Below are 18,581 nucleotides of genomic sequence, written 5' to 3' on the forward strand. Positions count from 1 at the left end.
TCATCCACATCGTCTCAATCCGACTGTGGACCCGCCAATTTGTCAACGCCTCCTAAGGCAGCTGCGAGTGGCGATTGAAAATTGCTGACTGCCGCGATGCATGCCCTTCATCGCGGCAGGTTCCCTATGGGTGTAAATGAACCCGTTCAATATCCTCTGGATATCATAGGTAGTTCGGAACAAGATCGCTATTATCCCGGGCTAATGGTGGTGCTCAGAGTGTTTGTGGGAATATGTTTGGGGAATGGATTATTTGGATTAAGTAAATAGTAATTTTATCAATACATTAAGTAATTAGATGAAAATCCCTCCCGCTCCGCCATTTACCCTTTTGTCGAAAACAGACACGCACCGACACGGGCGAGGGGTAAGCCCCCGCCCATGCCGGTCGGCCTCGTGCATGGATCAGGTCAGGCGAAGCGGACGTGCGCGCCGTCGCGGCGGAAGTCGTCCTTGCGGATCACGCTGGTCGTGTAGTCGCGCGAGAGGACGGTGCTGACCGCCACGAAGCTGGCGGTGCCGGTCTCGCGGCCGAACTGCATGCGCACGTAGCCCTGGTGCATGTTGTCGGTCCACACGACCTCGGGCATGTGGTCGGCATAGGCCTTGTCCAGTTTGCGCGCCATGTCCTCGCCGAAGCCGCTGTCCATGAAGTCTCCCGGTGAGGAGATGCCCGAGGTGCCGAACTCGATGCCCGCCGGGCGGCCCTGAGCGTCGGCGAGGTCGTTGGTCCAGAAGCTGTGGCTGTCGCCTGACAGGAACACCAGGTCGCCTGCGCCCGCGCGGCGCGACAGGGCGTAGAACTGCTCGCGCGCCCAGGGGTAGCCACCCCAGGCGTCGGTGTAGTCGGGCAGGTTCCAGCGGCCGCGCCATGCCAGCGAGACGTGCGGATCGGCGGCCAGCTTCGCCAGTTCCTCCTTGGACTTCGCGGCGGCGAGTTTGGGGAAGGGGTCGGGCAGCACGCCCAGCTTGATCATGTCGGGAACGTCGAGGCGGCCGATCACCATCGGACAGCCGATCACGCGCCAGGGCTGGCCGTCCTTCACCGACCGCGCGAGCGCGGCTTCGAGGTCGGCTTCCAGTTCGGGCGCGATCAGCGGGCGGTTCGGGGCACCGAGGACATCGCGCTTGAACTTCGCGGCCGAGGCGTCATCGACGATCTCCTGCGCGTGGTCGAGGTAGTCGATCTGCTGTGCCCGCGCGGTGTGGCGGGTTTCCAGCGTGTGCAGCAGGGCGAGGTCGCCGAAGCGATAGGCGCGCCAGAACTGCATGCGGGTGCGGCCCTTGACCGCCAGCCATTCCGGTTCGCGCACCGGCATCCATTCGTAATAGGCGCGGATCGAGGCGGCGCGGCGCGTGGCCCAGTCGCCCTCGGTTTCGGGCTGGTGGTTCTGGGCGCCGCCGGTCCAGGGGTTGTTGGCGCTCTCGTGGTCGTCCCAGCAGGCGAGCAGGGTGTGCTGCGCATGCATCGCCAGCGATCCGGCGTCGGTCTTGTACTGCGCGTGACGGGTGCGGTAGTCGGAGAGGGTGACGATCTCGTGCGCGGGGGCGTGCTCGCGGCCGATGGTGCGGGCGATGCTCTCGCCCCAGCCGTCCTTGCCGCCGTACTCGTAGATGTAGTCGCCGGTGTGGAGCACGAAGTCGATCGCGGGGTCCTTCGCGATCGCGTCGTAGGCGTTGAAGAAGCCGAAGGCGTAGTTGGAGCACGAGGCGAGGGCGATGCCCAGCGTGTCGACCCGGCCTGCGGGCAGGGTGCGGGCGCGGCCGATCGGCGAGACCGCCGCCGTCGGCTTTGGCCCAATGCGGAAGCGGTAGAAGAACGTGCCGCCCGCCGGGAGGCCGGTGGCCAGCGCCTTGACGGTGAAGTCGCGCTCCGCATCGGTGCGCACGGTGCCCGACTTCAGGATCTTCGCGAAGGCGGGGCTGTCGGAGAGTTCCCACTGCACGTCGGTAGCCGTGGGCGCGGTCACGCGGGTCCAGAGCACCACGCTCGAAGCGTCGGGGTCACCGGCGGCGACGCCGTGGCGGAACACCGGGTTCGCGGCCGCAGCGGCGAGGGCTGAAATGGGTAGCGCCATGATCGCCGCTCCCCCGGCCATGCCGGCGAGGAGGGCGCGGCGGGATACCTCAAGGGTGCGAAGCGTGGTCATGGCGGGCTATCCTGTGTTTTCGTGTGCTTGCTTGAAAAGGAAAAGGACGGGCCGGCGTCCCCCCGAACGCCGACCCGTCCTCTCGCGCTACCGTCAGAAGTCGGCGGTTACGCTGAAGACCATCGTGCGCGGCGCGCCGAGGAAGGCGTAGTTGCCCGAGATGCCGCCGATGTACTTCTCGTTGGTGAGGTTGGTGATGTTGAGGGCGAACTGCAGGTCCTTGAGGCTGTCGGTCAGGCCCTCGCCCTTCACCGCCACCGAGAGGTCGGTCATGAAGTAGTTCTTCGCGACCCATGCATTGTCCGCATCGACGAAGCGGTTGCCGGTGTACTTGCCGGTGAGGCCCAGCGTGACGGGACCGTAGTTGTACGTGCCCGAGAGCACCCACATGTCCTTGGGAATGCCCGCGACGCGATTGCCCGCCGTCACGCCCTGTTCCTCGTCCAGTTCGGCATTGCCGGTGCCGCGATACTTGGCATCGATGTGGGTATACGAACCGTAGAGGGTCAGGCCGGTGACGGGACGGACGCTTGCAAGCAGTTCGAAACCCTCGGAATCGATGCCGCCCGCGTTGAAGAAGCTGCCGTCGCCTTCGCTCAGGTAGTCAGGCCCGGCCGAGGAATTGCTCGGCACGAAGATCACCTGGTTGGAGAACTTGCTCTTGAACCAGGTGGCCGAGGCGCGAAGGACGCCGCTTTCGTAGCGCGCACCGGCCTCCCAGTTCTCGGCGGTTTCCGGCTTGATGCTGGAGAAGGCGTCCTCGCTGTATTCGAGCAGGGTGTCGGAGAGCGCCTTGAAGTTCTCCGAGTAGCCGCCGAACAGGTCGAGGCCGGTCATCGGTTCGACCTGGATACCGCCCGAGAGCAGGACCTTCGACTTCGACTTGACGCTGACGTCGGCGCTTTCGCCGAACAGGTCGGTGCGGTCGAGGTGGTTGATGAACTGCTTGACGCCGAAGTTCGCGGTGACGGGGCCGAACTGCACCTGATCCTCGGCATACCACTTGAAGGTGGTCTGGGGATATTTGCGGTCGTACTGGGTCCAGTAGGGCGTCGCATCATAGGCCGGGCCGACGCTGGTGTCGGTCACGTGGTGCCAGTCGCGCCATTCGCGGCGGTGGGTGTCCTCGTACCAGACGCCGCCGCGCAGGGTGTTCTCGAAGGCACCGAACTGCATGTTCCAGGCACCGTCGAGAGTGCCGCCGAGACGGTCCTTGCGGTAGTGGGTGTGACGGTAGGACTGCTGCTGGATCGCGCCTGCTGCGGTCGGGGCGACGATCTGGCCGGCGGCGTTGGTCGCGAAGTAGGTCGGCGTGCCCGAGCCGGCGGGCAGCGTCGCCCACCATGCGGGCGTGCCCCGGACGGTGGTGGTGCCGTCGATCTCGGTCTGGACGCCCGAGGTGTCCTGCCCGACGTTGACGATGTAGGGCGGCGCCCAGTCGCCGCGCCCGGCCATGTCGTGATAGTAGACCGAGGCCTTGAGATCGATGGCATCGGCGATCTTCGTCTCGGCCTTCAGGTAGGCGAAGAAGTTCTTGCGCTTGGTGTTCCAGACCTGACGGTACTGCTGGTCGGCCACCGGCACGCCGGTCCACACGCCGACGAGGCCGTCGGTGTAGGCGCCGGTGTCGTACTGCGCCTGCGAATAGATCTGGTCGTAGTTGCTTTCGAACGCATCGTCGTAGCTGGCGTAGCCGGTCAGCTTCACGGGGGTATCGACGATGAACTTCATCGCGAAGTTGTCGCGGTGGTTCCTGGCCGAGCCCTCCATCCAGTCGGTCGCCTGCTGGTGGCCGTAGGAGAACCACGCCTTCGCGACGCCGCCGATCAGGCCGGTGTCGAAGCGGCCATAGTAGCGGCTGGAATCGAAGTCGCCGACCGAGCCCTGCAGGCGCACGCGCATGTCGTCGATGGGGTCGGCGGTGACGAAGTTGATGGTGCCGCCGAGCGCCTCGTTCGAGCGCGAGGCGATGTCTGCGGTGCCCTGGAACACCTCGACGGTGCCGATGTTGGCGGTGTCGATGAAGCGGTTGGCCTTGGAGCCGCCGCCGTAGCCCGAGCCGCCGTTGGGCAGGCCGTCGATGGTCAGGCCGACCTGCTGGGTGTCGAGGTTGGTCTGGTAGCCGCGGATCGAGTAGGTGGTCGACCAGTCGTCGAAGCCGAAGGCGTCGCCCTCGTTCACCTGCACGCCGGGCAGGGTGCCGATGAGGTCGATGGCCGAGGCGATCGGCGACTTGTCGTCGATCAGCGTCTCGTCGAGCGCGGCGTTGTTGTAGGTGGTGCGCTGGCCGGTGACGACGATGGCGTCTGCAGTGTCGTAATCAGCGGCGGCGTCGGCTGCCTCGTCCGCGAAGGCCGGAGCGCTCGCGGCGATCGCCACGAGGCTGGTGCCGAGGACGCAGATACGGCGGATCGAAATGGCGCGCATGGCTTGGTGAACCCCCTGTTGAGCAACCCGTGATCTTGGGTTTGTGCGGCGCAGCATCTGCGCGTCTATTCTGACGCCCTGCAGTCAGTTCGGAGACGTTTCGAAGTCGCTGGCGTGTCCACCGCATGACGGGCCGCATGACCGTCACAAACCCGAAATGACCCGCTCATAGAGGGCCTGCGAAACCAGACGGCTGGCGGCGTCGAAGGACATGCAGGACCCATTGCGCATCGCGATCCCCATTCACAGCTTTGAGCCGGGCGGTGTCGAGCGCGTCGCCCTGGGCCTGGCTGCGCAATGGCGCGAGGCCGGGCATGAGGTGACCGTGGTGCTCGGCCGACCGGGCGGCGCGGGCCTGTGCAGTGCGCCTGCGCTCGATTACTGGAGCCTGCCCACGCGCCTGCCTACCGCATCGTGGCGCACGCCGTGGATGGTCCACACGCTCTACAGCTTCCTGATCGAGCGTCGCGCCGACGTGCTGTTCTGTCCGGGCAATACTTACGCGGTGATCGGCGCGGCGATGAAGCTGCTGCTGGGACACCACGCGCCGCCGATGCTGCTCAAGATCAGCAATGCCCTGCAGCGTCCCGACATGTCCGCACCGATGCGCCGGGGCTATGGCGCCTGGCTGCGCGCGCAAGGCGGCCTGTTCGATTCGCTGGTCGCCTTGTCCGAGCCGATGCGGCGCGAAGTGCGCGAATGCATGCTGGCCGAGCCGCGTCAGGTCGAGGTCATCGCCAATCCGATCCTCAATCGCCGCCGCCTGATCCAGCTGGGTCGGATCGAGCGGCGCACGCCGTCCGCATGGGGTATGCGCTACCTCGCGGCGGGACGTCTCGCCCCGCAGAAGAACTTTTCGCTGATGCTGCGCGCCTTCGCCGCCGGAGCCCGCGCCGAGGATCGCTTGACCATCGCCGGGGAAGGCCCCGAGCGCGGTCCTCTCGAAGCGCTCGCCGGTTCGCTGGGCATCGCCGGACAGGTCGCGTTTCTCGGCCATGTCGCGACGATCGACGCGCTGCTGGCCGAGCATGACGCGCTGCTGCTCAGTTCCGACTACGAGGGCCTGCCCGGCGTCGTGGTCGAAGCGCTGGCGGCGGGGATGCCGATCCTTGCCACCGACTGCTGCGTCAGTATGGCGAGCCTCATCGACCACGGCCGCACCGGCCTGATGGTCCCCACGCGCTGTCAGGACGGCTTCGCGCAAGGGATCGCCGCCCTGCGCGACTTGCGCGGCGACCCAGAGCGCGCCCGCACCGTCGCCGCGCACTACGAACTCGAAGGCGCCGCGCGCCGCTACCTCGATCTCATGCGCGCGGTCGCCTCGCGCCGCGAGGCCGAGCGTCGCCGCGACCTTGCCCTCAGTACGCTGGCGCCCTGCCGGTCGCTGCGGCGCTCCCAGTGACTGTCATCCCGGAGATGTCCTTGTCTCAATCTGCAACCGTGGCCGCTACTGCAGACGGCGTCGATCTGGCGACCATTGCGCTGACCCCTCAGGATCGCACCGCGAAGCGCGGGCGCAATGCGGTGTTCTCCATCCTGCTGTCGCTGGCGGTGATCGCCGCCGTGCTGCACGAGACGAACAGCGTCGAGCTGCGCCGCCTGCCGCAGATGATCCCGACATCGCCGGGCTTCTGGCTGATCTTCGCGGGGTATTACCTGATCACGCCCGCCAGCGAGTGGCTGATCTACTGGAAGCTGTGGCGCATTCCGGGCAGCGGCGTGCTCGCGCTGCTGCGCAAGAAGATCTACAACGAACTGCTGCTCGGCTATCTGGGCGAGGCGTACTTCTATACCTGGGCGCGCAGCCGGGTCACGCTGACCGCCGCCCCGTTCGGCACGGTCAAGGACGTGTCGATCCTCTCCGCCGTCACCGGCAACGTGGTGACGATGGCGCTGCTGGTCTTCGCGGTGCCTTCGCTCGGCTTCGACAAGCTGGGCATCGACGGGCGCCTGCTGACGGGATCGCTGGGCGTCATTCTTGCGATCTCGCTGGGCGCCATGGCCTTCCGCCGCAAGGTCTTCAGCCTCTCGCGCGATGACCTCTGGATGATCACCCGCGTCCATCTGGCGCGCATCGTCGTCTCGACCGTGTTCCTCGCGCTGCTGTGGCACATCGTCCTGCCCGATGTCGCGCTGAGCTGGTGGCTCTACCTGTCGACCCTGCGCCTGCTCGTGTCGCGCCTGCCGCTGGTGCCGAACAAGGACCTGCTCTTCGCAGGCATCACCGTGGTGGTGCTGGGCGAGGAGCGCGACATCGGCACGCTCATGGCGCTGATGGCCGGGCTGATCACCGCCGCGCACCTCGTGCTGGGCGCGCTCATTGCCTTCAACGACCTCGCCAATCCGGAGAAACGCCCGTGATCCTGTCCCTGCTGATGCTGGCGAATGCTGCGATCATTCCCTCCACGCCCGATCTCGGCAAGGCCGAGGGCCGCTGCCGGTCGGACGAGACGGGCTCCTCCTTCGAAGTGCAGGTGAAGGGCCTGAAGGACCGCATCGGCACCCTCAAGCTGGAGGTCTACCCGGCCAACAACACGGACTTCCTCGCCGACGACAACGTGCTGGTGAGCGCGGGCAAGACCTTCCGCCGCGTCGAGGTGCCGGTCCCCGCCAGCGGCCCGGTTCGCCTCTGCGTGCGCGTGCCCGGCCCCGGCGAATACGCGGTGAGCCTGCTCCACGACCGCGATGGCAACCGCAAGTTCGGCTGGCGCATCGACGGCATCGGCTTTGCGGGCAATCCGAAACTGAGCTGGAGCAAGCCGAGCGCCGAGAAGGCCAGCGCCAGCGTCGGCAGCGGGCCGAAGACGATCTCCATTGTGATGAACTACCGCCGCGGGCTTGGCGTCGCCCCGCTCGCGTCAAAGTAAGGGGCTCGCCATGCGGATCGTGGATGTCTGCGCCTTCTACACGCCCAAGGGCGGCGGCGTTCGCACATACGTGGAGCAGAAGCTGCGCATCGGCGCGGCGCTGGGCCATGAGATCATCATCCTCGCGCCGGGAGACGAGGACGCGGTGATCGAGCGCGGCCCCAATGCACGCATCATCACCCTGAAGAACCCGCGCTTCCCGCTCGACCGCAAGTACTGGTACTTCGCCTCGGCGCCGCAGCTTCATGCCGCGCTTGACGAACTGCAGCCGGATTTCGTCGAGGCCGCCTCGCCATGGCGCAGTGCGCGTCTCGTCGCCGACTGGGCAGGCGATGCGCCGCGCAGCATGATCATGCATGCCGACCCGCTTTCCGCCTATGCCTATCGCTGGTTCGGGCAGGTCTTCGCGCGGCGCACGATCGACTGGCAGTTCTCGGTCTACTGGGACCACCTGCGCCGCCACAGCCGCAGCTTCGACCATGTCGTCTGCGCCAATTCCAGCCTGACGCGGCGGCTGGCGGACGGGGGCGTCGCCAATACGGTGACGGTGCCGATGGGCGTGCAGCCCGGCCGTTTCTCGCCGCAGAACCGCGATCCGGCCCTGCGCGCGCAGTTGCTGGCCGCCTGCGACCTGCCCGAAGACGCACGCCTGCTGCTGGGCGTCGGCCGACTGGCGGCGGAAAAGCGCTGGCCGCTGGTGCTCGACGCGGTGGCCTCGGTCTCGCGCGATCGGCCGGTGGGCTTCGTGCTGTTCGGCGAGGGGCGCGAGCAGCGCACGGTGCTCAAGCACATCGCTGGCAACCCGCACGTCCGTCTGTTTGAGCCGGAGCGCAACCCGGATACTTTCGCGCGGGTCATCGCCAGCGCCGACGCGCTCGTCCACGGCAGCGAGGCGGAGACCTTCTGCATGGTCGCCGCCGAGGCCCGCGCCAGCGGCGTGCCGATCGTGGTCCCGGACGAGGGCGGCGCGGTCGATCATGCCGCGAACGGGGGCGGTATCACCTACACCGCCTGCGACCCGGCGGCAGCGGCCCGCGCGATCATAGAGGTGCTGTTCGAGCGCGAGCATCGCCCGCAACCCGCCCGCACCAGCGACGATCACTTCGCCGACCTCTTCGCGCTCTACGAGACGAGCGTAAGGCGCGAACGCCGCGCGGCGTGAGGAGGTTTTACTTCTCGTCGCCGCACTGGGTCATCGGCATCGAGACGTAGTCCAGCTTCACGTCCGAGACGCTGAGGTCCGCCGCGCCGGTGGCTTTCAGCACCAGCGGCGCGGTGACGCTCGTCATGTCCGCGCCGCGCGCGGCGAAGCACTTGAGCGGGATGGCGAGGCGGCCCCACTGGCCCGGCGCCGTGGCCGAGAGGGCGTCGGTGACCGGCACGCTCGCCAGCTTGCCGCCGCTGAGGAACCCGGCCGACAAGGTGCCCGAGGGCTTGCCCTCCAGCCGGTACTCGAAGACGAGGCTGATCTCGCCGTTGCTTTCGCGCGAGAGGTCGAAGGGGCGCGGGGCGGTGAACGCGACGCTGCCTGCTCCGGTGAAGGTCAGGCGCTTGGCGTCCTCCTGCGCGCGGTGGTCGACGCCCGACTGGCGCACGCCCTCGGCGGCGATCTCCCAGCCCGGTGGGGTCTGGCCACGTTCGAAGAAGGTGGTGGGCGTGGCCTGCTCCAGCCCGGCGGGGCGCGATTCGTCGAGTGTACCGACCTTGCCGGGAGCCGCATACGTCAGGCCGTAACCGAAGGGGAACAGCGGATCGTAGTTCGGATCGCGGCGGTTGAGCACGTACTGGTCCGGGCGCTTGGGCCACGAGAAGCTGAGCTTGCCGTGGAAATCGAACTTCGGCTTGCCGTCCTTGCCCGCGAACAGCACGTCGGAGACGCCGCCGCCCTCGCTGCCCGGCAGGAACGCCGCGACGAAGGCGTCGGAGGCGTTCATTTCCGCATTCACCCATAGCGGGCGGCCCGAGAGGAATACCGCAACCACCGGAATGCCCGCCGCCTTGAACCCCCGCAGAATGTCGAGGTCGTGCTTGTCGCCGGGGCTGTATTCGAGGTTGGGGATGTCGCCCTTGAATTCGGCATAGGGCTTCTCGCCGAAGACGACGATGGCCACATCCGGCTTCTTCGCGAACTGGCCGTCCGGCGCATACGTCGCGGTGCCGCCGCCCGCCTTCACGGTTTCCTCGATGCCCTTCCAGATCGACTGGGCGTTGGGGAAGGCGGAGTTGGGCACGTCGATGCCCTGCCAGGTGATCGACCAGCCGCCCGCCTGCTGGCTGATGCTGTTCGCCGCCGCGCCCGCGACGAGGACATTGGCGGTGGGCTTGAGCGGCAGCACGCCCTCGTTCTTGAGCAGCACCATGGACTCGCGCACCGCCTTGCGTGCGACGGCACGGTTGGCGAGGGAGGCGATGTTGGCGAACTTCGCGGCATAGGCGCGGCTCGACGGGCGGCCCCGGTCGAAGGTGCCCGAGCGCAGCTTCACGCGCAGGATGCGGCGCACCGCGTCGTCGAGGCGCGCGGCGGAGATGGTGCCGTCCTTCGCTTCGCGCAGGGTGTTGGCGTAGAGGTCTTTCCACGCCGGGCCGGAATACATGAACATGTCGAGGCCCGCGTTGATCGCAGCCGCGCAGTCCTCGTTCGAGCAGCCCCGGACCTGCCCGTGGCTGTTCCAGTCGCCTACCACGAAGCCATCGAAGCCCATGCGGTCCTTGAGCACGTCGGTCAGGAGCGACTTGTCGCCGCTCATCTTCTCGCCGTTCCAGCTGGAGAAGCTGGCCATGACCGACTGCGTCCCCGCCTCGAGCGCGGCGGGGTAGCCGCCGAGATGCACGTCGCGCAGCACCTGTTCGGAGACGCGCGTGTCGCCCTGGTCGCGCCCGCCGGTGCCGCCGTCACCGAGGAAGTGCTTGGTCGTGGCGATCAGGCGGTCGGGGGCGAGGAAGTCCTTGCTGCCGACTTTGCCCTGCACGCCCTCGATCATCGCGCCGGCATAGTCGGCGGCGACTTCGGGTTCCTCGGAGTAGCTTTCGTAGGTGCGGCCCCAGCGGTCGTCCTGCACCACCGCGAGGGTGGGGGCGAAGGTCCAGTCGAGCCCCGCCGCCGCCGTCTCCAGCGCGGTGACCTTGCCGATCTCGCGGATCAGGTCGCGGTCGCGCGCGGCGCCGAGGCCGATGTTGTGCGGGAAGAGAGTGGCGCCGACGATGTTGTTGTTGCCGTGGACCGAGTCTGTGCCCCAGATGATCGGGATCTTGGGTCCGGGAGCGGCCATCGAGGCGTCGTAGTATTCGTCTGCCAGCTTCAGCCACTTGGCGGGCGGGGCGTATTCGTCGTCGTAAGGGCCGGAGTTGCCGCCGTTCAGCACCGAGCCGATCCGCGTCTCACGAACCTGAGCGGGGGTGATCGAGCCGATGTCCACCTGGATCAGCTGGCCGACCTTGTCCTCGACCGACATCGCCTTGATCAGGGCCTCGACGCGCTTCTCCACTGCCGGATCGCGCTGCGGCTGGGCCTTGACCTGCGGCCAGAGGTCCGGGTGCGCGATCGAGGCGGGGGGCTGCTGGTCTTGCGCCGCCAGCGGCGCGGCGAGCAGGCTCACGGCAAGGGCGGCGAGGGAGATACGTGAGGCGGCGGTCATAGGGCGTCCTTACCTGATGATTGGGTCGCGATCATGGCCGAACGTGGCCGGGGAGGGGCGGCGGCGGGCATGTTTGCCCCGCCGCCGCCCGGGGTGACCGCGCGCACTCGCGGAGGAGGGGCGGCGCGCGGGGTCACCGGGGGGGCTGGTGCCTTCCTTCCGACCTCTCCCCATTCCCACCGCTCATCCTGAGCTTGTCGAAGGATGGGAGCACAGCGCCCAGCCTCGGGGGCTTCGACAAGCTCAGCCTGAGCGGGTGGAGAGGGAGGAGGGATGGGGGTGAAGAATCAGAAGCTGGCCTTCGCCCGCACGCCCCATGTGCGTGGTGCCTGCAGGTTGGACAGGAACACCGGGTCGTAACGCGGCGTGCCGAAGGCGCTGGCGTTGGTGCGGATCTTCTTGTCCTCGATGTTCATGACGAACGCCTCGACCGAATACTTCTGGTCCGCCGAGGTGAAGCGCAGCGAGGCGTCGGAGCGGAAGTAGGCCTTCTGGCGGTCCCAGTCGGTGCCGTTGGTGCCCCGGTTCGGCATGTTGTCGGCCGGGTCGTTGGCGTTGACGAAGGGGTTGGCGTCGCCGTTGAAGTAGCTCAGCCAGCTGGCGGTTTCGTAATGCGTGGTCAGGCGCGGGGTGATCGTCGCGCCGCTCGCCATCACGAAATCGTGCTCGTAGCTGGCGGTCGCCGAGAAGCGCGGCGCGTGGGCCAGCTCGTTGCCCTTGAGCTGCACGATCGAGGAGGCCTTGCCGCCATCGTAGAGCCGCCCGTCGACGCTCTCCAGATCGTCCAGCTTGGTCTTCTGAAGCGTGCCCGAGAACTGCAGGCGATCGTTCGGCGAGAAGTTCGCGGTCAGTTCGGCTTCGAGGCCGTAGGCGGTCGCGCCCTTGGCGTTCTGGGTCACGATCTGGCTGCGCACCACGTTGCCCTCGTCGTCACGGAAGGTGACGGCCTGATTGACCTGATAGCCCTTGAAGTCGCTGTAGTAGGCGGCAAGATTCAGGGTGATCATGCGGTCGAGGAAGCGGCTCTTGAGGCCTACTTCGTAGTTGGTCAGCGTTTCCGGATCGGTCAGCCCGGCGTTGTCCTGGATGTTGCCCGACTTGAAGCCGGTGCTGATGCTGGCATAGCCCAGCACGTCCTCGGCCAGATCGGCATCGAGGCGGGCGAGGTAGGTCAGCTTGTTCCACTTGCCCTTCACGTCGTTGCTGGAGATCGAGAAGCCCGGCAGCAGGTTCACCAGTTCCTCGGCGGTGGCGCCCGGATAGGCGCCGAAGATGCCCGCCTGACAGGCGCCGCCCGGCGCGCTGTCCGCAGGGGTGCAGCCATCGCCCGAGAACGTGACGTTGCGCCCGCCGATATCCTCCTTCTTGTCGGAGGTGTAGCGCAGGCCGCCGGTGACGCGGATCGCGTCGGTGGCGTGCCACACGACCTGACCGAACGCCGCGCGCGAATCGATCTGGCGGTTGGCCTGAATGAAGCTGCCCGCCCAGCTGAAGGTGCCGTCGCGGTAGCCGTTGCGCTGGTCGATATCGAAGCGGATGCGGTTCTTCTCGTGGCTGTAGTAGGCGCCCAGAATCCAGTCGAAGGTCTGTTCGCCCGAGGACTTCAGCTGCACTTCGTGGCTCTGGAAATCATAGCGAGAGGACAGCGTGCGGTTCTCGCCGAAGGCGCCGAGTGGGAGGTCGTTGCCGCTGGCGTCCACTTCGCCGGTCGGGGGCAGGGCACCCGCGTCGGCGTCGGTCTGGGTCGAGCCGCCGATGCGCGACCAGCCGGCGATGTAGCTCAGCTGGATGCCGTCGGTAATGTCGTAGTTCATCGTGCTGCGCACGGCGGCCGAATAGCGGTCGGTGTCGGGCGCGGTGTCGGACAGGGTGGACCAGCGCTTGGTGCCTGCGCGCGGCGTCTGCATCAGGCCGATGACCGGAGCGCCGGTGTCCCAGAAGCCCTCTGCCGAGAGGTTCCAACTGAACTTGTCGCTCGGCTGCCAGAGGAGCGAGCCGCGCAGCGACTTCTGGTCGGCGGCGTAATACTTCTTGCCGCTGGTGACGAAGGCCGACTTGTTGATGCCTTCAATGTCGGGCGCGGGCTGGTAGTCGGCGTAACCGTCGTGCCGGTCCGAGACGAAGGCGACGCGCGCGGCCAGGGTGTCGGTGATCGGGATGTTGATCGCGCCGCGAATGCCGAAGCGGTCGTAGTTGCCGCCGACGACTTCGACGTTTCCCTCGAACACGCCCAGCTTCGGCTTGGCCGAGATCAGGCTGAGCGCGCCGACGGTGGCGTTGCGGCCGAACAGCGTGCCCTGCGGGCCGCGCAGCACTTCGACGCGCTCCATGTCGTACATCAGCACCGATGCGCCCTGCGAGCGCGGCGAATAGATGCCGTCGACGTAGATCGCGACTTCGGGGTCGGCCACTTCGGTATAGGCGCTGTCGTTGCCGATGCCGCGCAGCGTGAGGAGCACCGCCGACTGGTCGCCCTGCTGGTTGAACTGCAGCGAGGGGACGAAGCGGGCGAGGTCGGTCACGTCCTTGACCTGCTGCTTGTCGAGCTGCGCCTGGCCGAAGGCGGAAACCGCGATCGGGGTGGACTGCAGCGTCGTCTCGCGGCGGGTGGCGGTGACGATGATGTCACCGTCGGACGCCTGCGGCGCGGCAGCCTGCGGAGCGGCGTCCTGGGCCTTGGCGGTGGCGGTCATGCAGAGTGCGGCCGCGAGCGCAGTGCTTGCGATAAGCGCGTTCCTGGTCATCTCTCTCTCCCTGAAGCAGACCTTCGCTGCTTTCCGGCGCCTCGTAGACCAAAGCTTGACAACGTTGTCAACATTGTTTCTGACATCGATGTCAAGGATGGCGCCAAAACACGGTAGCTTTCCGGATAGCGGCAAGCGCGGTAAGGATGCCCGGCAGAGATGACAGCCCTGATGGCGAAGGCCCCGACTTCCTTGGAAAAAACCGATGCGCCTACGCTGCTGTTCCGGCTGTCGGTGGGGGTGTTCTTCATCGGCGGGTTCCTGACCTCGTCGGTGAGCCTGCTGGTGCCGCAACTGAAGCTGATGCTGGCGCTCGACTACACGCAAGCGTTTCTGGTGCAACTGGCCTTCCACGCAAGCTATCTGCTGTTCGCGCTGCCGATCACCGCCTTCATCGTCGCGGCCGGCTACATCCGCGCGATCGCGGCGGGGCTGGCGGTGATGGCGGCGGGCTGCGCTGCGCTGGCGGTTGCGCAGGGGAGCTTGTCCTTCGCGCTGGTGCTCGGCGCTCTGCTGCTGCTCTCGGGCGGGCAGACCTTCCTGCAGATCGCGTCGAACACCGTGGTCACCGTCATCGGTCCTTCGCGCGGCGCGGCGCGGCGGCTGACATTGCTGCAGGGCTTCAACTCGCTGGGCACCGTTGCCGGGCCGCTGGTGAGCGCGCCGCTGCTGCTGGCGCAGGTCGAGCGGGGCCATGAGTGGCGACCCGCAGCGACGCTGCCGTTCGTCCTGACCGCGCTGGTGACCGCCGTGCTGGCGCTCGCCTATGCCCGCCACCGCAAGGCGCTGGAGACGAAGCACACCGGCGAGGGCTTCGTGCCGACGCACCGACTGTTCAGCGTGCTCTCCGAATCGCGGCGGCTGCGCTGGGGGACGGCGGCGATCTTCGTCTACGTCGGCGCGGAAGTGACCATTGGCGGGCTGCTTCCCAGCGTCCTGATGCGGCCTGACCGCCTCGGCGTGAGTGCGGTGACGGCGGGGCAGCTCGTAGCGCTCTACTGGGGCGGGGCGATGGTCGGGCGTTTTGCCGGTGCATGGATCATGCGGCGCGTTTCGGAGGCGCGGATGCTGCTTTGTGTGTCGCTTGGTGCCGTTGTGTGCACGTTGGGTGCCGTTGGGTGCCCGGGTGTTGCGGGCTCTGTAATGCTGGTCGCGGTGGGGCTATGCAACGCGATCATGTACCCGACGATCTACGCCATGGCGCTGCCGGAGGACGCCCGCGCGGCGCCCGTCGCCTCGATGTGGCTGTGCATGGCGGTGGTCGGCGGGGCTCTGGTGCCCGTCCTGACAGGCATGGTGGCCGACGGGGCGGGGCTGCTCCCATCGCTGGTCGTTCCCGCCGCCTGCTACCTTCTGATCGCCGGATTTGCGGCAGTTTTCCGGGAGAATCGGCCATGAAGACGGTCACCATCAAGGATGTCGCCGCCCGCGCCGGAGTCTCCCCCAAGACCGTCTCGCGGGTCATCAACGGCGAGGACCATGTCCGCCCTGAAATCCGCGAGGCGGTGCAGCGCGTCGTCGCCGAACTGAACTACCGCCCCAACGCCTTCGCCCGCAGCCTGTCGAGTTCGCGCTCCTACCTGCTCGGCCTGTTCATCGACGACCCGGTCTCCGGCTACGCCGCCGAAGTCCAGCACGGCGCCCTGCTGCAATGCCGGGAACGCAGCTATCACCTCGTCGTCGAGCCGGTCGATCTCGGCCGTCCGGGCTGGCAGGAGCATGTGCGGGGCAGCCTTTCCGGGCTGCGGCTGGACGGCGCGATCGTCGCTCCGCCGATTTGCGACGATGGCGGACTGCTGGAGATCTTCACCGAGGCCGGCGTGCCCTATGTCCTGATCGCTCCGTCCAACCCGCCGACGAGTTCGGGCGCGGTCTGGATGGACGATCGGGCGGCGGCGCGGGAGATGGCGGAATACCTGCTCTCGCTGGGGCATCGGCGGATCGGCTTCATCCAGGGGCCGCAGAGCCATAGTGCTTCGGCTCGGCGCGAGGAAGGCTTTCGCGCGGCGCTGGGTCATGCAGGATTGCCGGTGGATGAGCGCGCGGTGCTGCGCGGCGATTTCAGCTTCCGTTCCGGGCTGGAGCTCGGAGAAGCACTACTGGACCTGTCCGATGCGCCCAGCGCGATATTCGCCTGCAACGACGACATGGCGCTCGGTGCCATGATCACGGCTATGAAACGGGGAATCGCCGTGCCGGATGCCTTGTCGATCTGCGGCTTCGACGATGTGGCATCGTCACGCGCGGCATGGCCTCAGATCACGACAATTCGCCAGCCCAACGCGGAAATGGCGGCCGCGGCAGTGGATATTCTGGTCGACCCGGCCTTCCGCAAGAACAGCGCGGACCCGGCGTTCCGGCTGATGCTGGCGCATGCAATGATCGTCCGGGGCAGCACGGGGCCGGCCTGACGGCTGCCTGCTCATGCTAACGCGCGATCGGCGCCAGTCAGTTCACCCGGCGACGGTGCTTGCCGCCGTAAGTCTTGCCGCAATAGTCGTCGAGCTGACGCATCTCGGTCGCGGCTGCGGCTGCCAGGGCGGCGGTGCAGGCCTGGGCCTGTTCGCTGGCGGCGATTCGGGTCTCCACGCGCTCGCGCAGTTCCTCGATGTCGGCACGCGACAGCACGTTCTTCTCACGCAGGTAGCAGATCAGGCTCTGAAGCAGGATCATCGCCTTTTCGCCGGAATCGACTTCACTGTTTTCGATCATCATCCAGTCCTCTCGAGCAGCCATTTCGGCCAGCATTGAGGACAGGATGATACAACCGCGAAACAATGTCCAGCGCATCAAAAGAGCAGTATTTCAATGGCGCAATCGATTGTGCGACGCAGTAATCGTAAAGCGGTCGGATCAACCCTCCAGCGCGGTCACTTCCTGGCGCAGCAGTTGCGCCATGCGGGTGTGCAACGTGTCGTGATCGCTGCCGGGAGAGAGTTCGCGCAGCGCAACCATGCCCCAGGACATGGCGATGATGAAGTCCGCCACGGTCGCATGGCGCTGCGGTGTCGCCGCGGGCGCAAGCGACCCGAGCGCTGCGCCGAGGCTGTCGCGAAGGCGCACGTCGACTTTCGCGTGCATCTGGTTGATCGCCGGATTGCGGCCTGCTTCGGCAAGGAGTTCGCACATGAGGCGGCGGTCGTCGCAGTCGGGTTCTTCGAAACCGATGCGCTCGATCCAGGCAAGGATGGCGTCGCGATCGTCGGAGGCCACCGCGGCGTTCAGGGTTTCCTCGTCCAGCCAGGTGGTGATCTCCGATTCGCAGATGGCGCCGATGATCGCCTCCTTGTTGGCGAAGTCGCGGTAGATCTGGCCGACGGCGATGCCGGAAGCGGCTGCAATCTGCGCCATTCCGGTCTGATGGAACCCTCGCTCGACAAAAAGGTTACGCGCGGTGTCGAGCAAATGTTGGCGTCGTGCAGCTGACTTTGCCGCCCGGGGGCGATCCATTGTACTCTCGTCTGTCATTCCCAGTCCCTGCTTGCATTCCATGTTGCGACGCAATACCAGTCGCGCGAATCATGAGTGAACGCTCACTCACGCTTTAACCCTCTTGGCGGAAATGCTCCATGAAAAAGATCGCCCCCCCGGCCTTCGCTGCTTCACCCATCGCACTGGCGGCGGCAATGTTCCTGTCGGCTTGCGGTGGCGGAGCGGAGCAGCCGCCCGCAGGTCCGCCCGAGGTCGGCGTGGTCACGGTTCGCGAGCAGTCGGTTTCGCTTTCGAATGAACTGCCCGGGCGAACCACCGCGTTCGAGAGTTCGGATGTACGCCCGCAGGTCAATGGCCTGATCGTCGCGCGCCTGTTCACCGAGGGCGACCAGGTCCGGGCCGGGCAGCCGCTCTATCGCATCGATGCCGCGCCCTACGAGGCGGCGGTGGCGAACGCGCGGGCGGCGCTGACCCGCTCGAATGCGGCGATCGCATCCAGCGCGGCACTGGCGCGGCGCTATGGCGAACTGGTCAAGATCAACGCGATCTCGAAGCAGGATTACGAGAATGCCGTCACCAGCGCCCAGCAGGCGCGCGCCGACGTCTCGGCCCAGCAGGCATTGCTGCGCTCGGCACAGATAGACCTTGCGCGCACCACCATCCGCGCACCGATCTCCGGCCGCATCGGTCGCTCGACCTTCACCACCGGCGCGCTCGTGTCGGCGTCGCAGGCCGATGCGCTGACGACGATCCAGCGACTCGACCCGATCTACGTCGACATCCAGCAGTCCAGCGCGGACGTCCTGCGCCTGCGCCAGCAGCTTCTCGCGGGTGACGTCAGCGCCAGCGGCAACGTCGCGGTCAAGCTCAAGCTGGAGGATGGCAGCACGTATCCGCAGGAAGGCGTGCTCAAGTTCACCGACGTGACTGTCGACCCGGCGACCGGCAGCCAGATCATCCGTGCGCAGTTCCCGAACCCGAAGGGTCTTCTGCTGCCCGGCATGTACGTGCGGGCCGAGTTCGCGCAGGCGAGCAAGGCCAACGGCCTGCTGGTGCCGCAGGTGGCCGTCTCTCGCGATGAGAAGGGCAACCCCACGGTGCTCGTCATCGGCGCCCAGAACAAGCTGGAGATGCGCAGCATCGTCGCGCCGCGCACGGTTGGCGACGCCTGGCTGGTCACCTCGGGCTTGAAGGCGGGCGACAAGGTCGTGGTCGATGGCGCTCAGATGCTGCGTCCGGGCGTGCCGGTGAAGCCGGTCGCGCCGCAGGGTCAGGGGCCGGCGCAGGGCACGAAGCCCGCCGCTCCTGCCAACAAGGGGCAGTAAC

General features: G+C 67.0%; 13 protein-coding genes. 7 read left to right on the forward strand and 6 right to left on the reverse strand.

What is annotated here, in order from left to right; genetic code table 11:
• Positions 1 to 410 precede the first annotated feature (410 nt).
• Both ACODRZ_RS23520 and ACODRZ_RS23525 read right to left on the reverse strand, forming a co-directional pair.
• Entirely contained in the window at positions 411 to 2,150 is a 1,740-nt protein-coding gene (locus tag ACODRZ_RS23520) for an alkaline phosphatase D family protein (protein WP_488972785.1), read from the reverse strand.
• 93 nt (positions 2,151 to 2,243) lie between these two features.
• On the reverse strand, positions 2,244 to 4,577 hold the full coding sequence (locus ACODRZ_RS23525) for a TonB-dependent receptor (protein WP_488972784.1): 2,334 nt from the start codon (positions 4,575 to 4,577) through the stop codon (positions 2,244 to 2,246).
• 211 nt (positions 4,578 to 4,788) lie between these two features.
• Between ACODRZ_RS23525 and ACODRZ_RS23530 the strand changes: the two genes are divergently transcribed.
• The 4 genes from ACODRZ_RS23530 to ACODRZ_RS23545 are packed head-to-tail and all read left to right on the forward strand — an operon-like array spanning position 4,789 to position 8,606.
• Positions 4,789 to 5,979, forward strand: a complete 1,191-nt coding sequence (locus tag ACODRZ_RS23530) for a glycosyltransferase (protein WP_488972783.1) — start codon at positions 4,789 to 4,791, stop codon at positions 5,977 to 5,979.
• 14 nt (positions 5,980 to 5,993) lie between these two features.
• Entirely contained in the window at positions 5,994 to 6,938 is a 945-nt protein-coding gene (locus ACODRZ_RS23535; protein WP_488972787.1) for a hypothetical protein, read from the forward strand.
• A gap of 14 nt (positions 6,939 to 6,952) precedes the next feature.
• A complete protein-coding gene (locus tag ACODRZ_RS23540; RefSeq protein ID WP_488972786.1) occupies positions 6,953 to 7,444 on the forward strand; it encodes a DUF2141 domain-containing protein in 492 nt (163 codons plus the stop codon).
• A gap of 10 nt (positions 7,445 to 7,454) precedes the next feature.
• Positions 7,455 to 8,606, forward strand: a complete 1,152-nt coding sequence (locus ACODRZ_RS23545; RefSeq protein WP_488972782.1) for a glycosyltransferase — start codon at positions 7,455 to 7,457, stop codon at positions 8,604 to 8,606.
• A gap of 7 nt (positions 8,607 to 8,613) precedes the next feature.
• On the opposite strand, the gene ACODRZ_RS23550 is transcribed toward ACODRZ_RS23545, so the two are convergent.
• Together ACODRZ_RS23550 and ACODRZ_RS23555 are read right to left on the reverse strand one after the other, a co-directional pair.
• A complete protein-coding gene (locus ACODRZ_RS23550; RefSeq protein WP_488972781.1) occupies positions 8,614 to 11,079 on the reverse strand; it encodes a glycoside hydrolase family 3 protein in 2,466 nt (821 codons plus the stop codon).
• A 287-nt stretch (positions 11,080 to 11,366) separates the two neighbouring features.
• Positions 11,367 to 13,823, reverse strand: coding sequence for a TonB-dependent receptor (locus ACODRZ_RS23555; protein ID WP_488972780.1), 2,457 nt, complete (start codon positions 13,821 to 13,823; stop codon positions 11,367 to 11,369).
• Between the two features lie 159 nt (positions 13,824 to 13,982).
• Between ACODRZ_RS23555 and ACODRZ_RS23560 the strand changes: the two genes are divergently transcribed.
• Both ACODRZ_RS23560 and ACODRZ_RS23565 read left to right on the forward strand, forming a co-directional pair.
• Entirely contained in the window at positions 13,983 to 15,221 is a 1,239-nt protein-coding gene (locus tag ACODRZ_RS23560) for an MFS transporter (RefSeq protein WP_488972779.1), read from the forward strand.
• Positions 15,218 to 16,234, forward strand: coding sequence for a LacI family DNA-binding transcriptional regulator (locus ACODRZ_RS23565; protein ID WP_488972778.1), 1,017 nt, complete (start codon positions 15,218 to 15,220; stop codon positions 16,232 to 16,234). The genes ACODRZ_RS23560 and ACODRZ_RS23565 overlap by 4 nt, the downstream gene beginning before the upstream one ends.
• 37 nt (positions 16,235 to 16,271) lie before the next feature.
• On the opposite strand, the gene ACODRZ_RS23570 is transcribed toward ACODRZ_RS23565, so the two are convergent.
• Entirely contained in the window at positions 16,272 to 16,535 is a 264-nt protein-coding gene (locus tag ACODRZ_RS23570) for a hypothetical protein (RefSeq protein WP_488972777.1), read from the reverse strand.
• A 141-nt stretch (positions 16,536 to 16,676) separates the two neighbouring features.
• Complete coding sequence (locus ACODRZ_RS23575; RefSeq protein WP_488986262.1) at positions 16,677 to 17,315, reverse strand: TetR/AcrR family transcriptional regulator; 639 nt, start codon at positions 17,313 to 17,315, stop codon at positions 16,677 to 16,679.
• 77 nt (positions 17,316 to 17,392) lie between these two features.
• Here ACODRZ_RS23575 and ACODRZ_RS23580 point away from each other — a divergent pair, with 77 nt between their 5' ends.
• Entirely contained in the window at positions 17,393 to 18,580 is a 1,188-nt protein-coding gene (locus tag ACODRZ_RS23580; protein ID WP_488972775.1) for an efflux RND transporter periplasmic adaptor subunit, read from the forward strand.
• The last annotated feature ends 1 nt before the right edge of the window (position 18,581 follow it).

It is taken from the genome of Novosphingobium sp. FG90, from assembly GCF_057808725.1.

Coding starts and splice junctions, on each gene's coding strand:
- ACODRZ_RS23520 (WP_488972785.1), bottom strand. CDS start 2,150: ATGACCACGCTTCGCACCCTTGAGGTATCCCGCCGCGCCCTCCTCGCC.
- ACODRZ_RS23525 (WP_488972784.1), bottom strand. CDS start 4,577: ATGCGCGCCATTTCGATCCGCCGTATCTGCGTCCTCGGCACCAGCCTC.
- ACODRZ_RS23530 (WP_488972783.1), top strand. CDS start 4,789: ATGCAGGACCCATTGCGCATCGCGATCCCCATTCACAGCTTTGAGCCG.
- ACODRZ_RS23535 (WP_488972787.1), top strand. CDS start 5,994: ATGTCCTTGTCTCAATCTGCAACCGTGGCCGCTACTGCAGACGGCGTC.
- ACODRZ_RS23540 (WP_488972786.1), top strand. CDS start 6,953: ATGCTGGCGAATGCTGCGATCATTCCCTCCACGCCCGATCTCGGCAAG.
- ACODRZ_RS23545 (WP_488972782.1), top strand. CDS start 7,455: ATGCGGATCGTGGATGTCTGCGCCTTCTACACGCCCAAGGGCGGCGGC.
- ACODRZ_RS23550 (WP_488972781.1), bottom strand. CDS start 11,079: ATGACCGCCGCCTCACGTATCTCCCTCGCCGCCCTTGCCGTGAGCCTG.
- ACODRZ_RS23555 (WP_488972780.1), bottom strand. CDS start 13,823: ATGACCAGGAACGCGCTTATCGCAAGCACTGCGCTCGCGGCCGCACTC.
- ACODRZ_RS23560 (WP_488972779.1), top strand. CDS start 13,983: ATGACAGCCCTGATGGCGAAGGCCCCGACTTCCTTGGAAAAAACCGAT.
- ACODRZ_RS23565 (WP_488972778.1), top strand. CDS start 15,218: ATGAAGACGGTCACCATCAAGGATGTCGCCGCCCGCGCCGGAGTCTCC.
- ACODRZ_RS23570 (WP_488972777.1), bottom strand. CDS start 16,535: ATGATCGAAAACAGTGAAGTCGATTCCGGCGAAAAGGCGATGATCCTG.
- ACODRZ_RS23575 (WP_488986262.1), bottom strand. CDS start 17,315: ATGGAATGCAAGCAGGGACTGGGAATGACAGACGAGAGTACAATGGAT.
- ACODRZ_RS23580 (WP_488972775.1), top strand. CDS start 17,393: ATGAAAAAGATCGCCCCCCCGGCCTTCGCTGCTTCACCCATCGCACTG.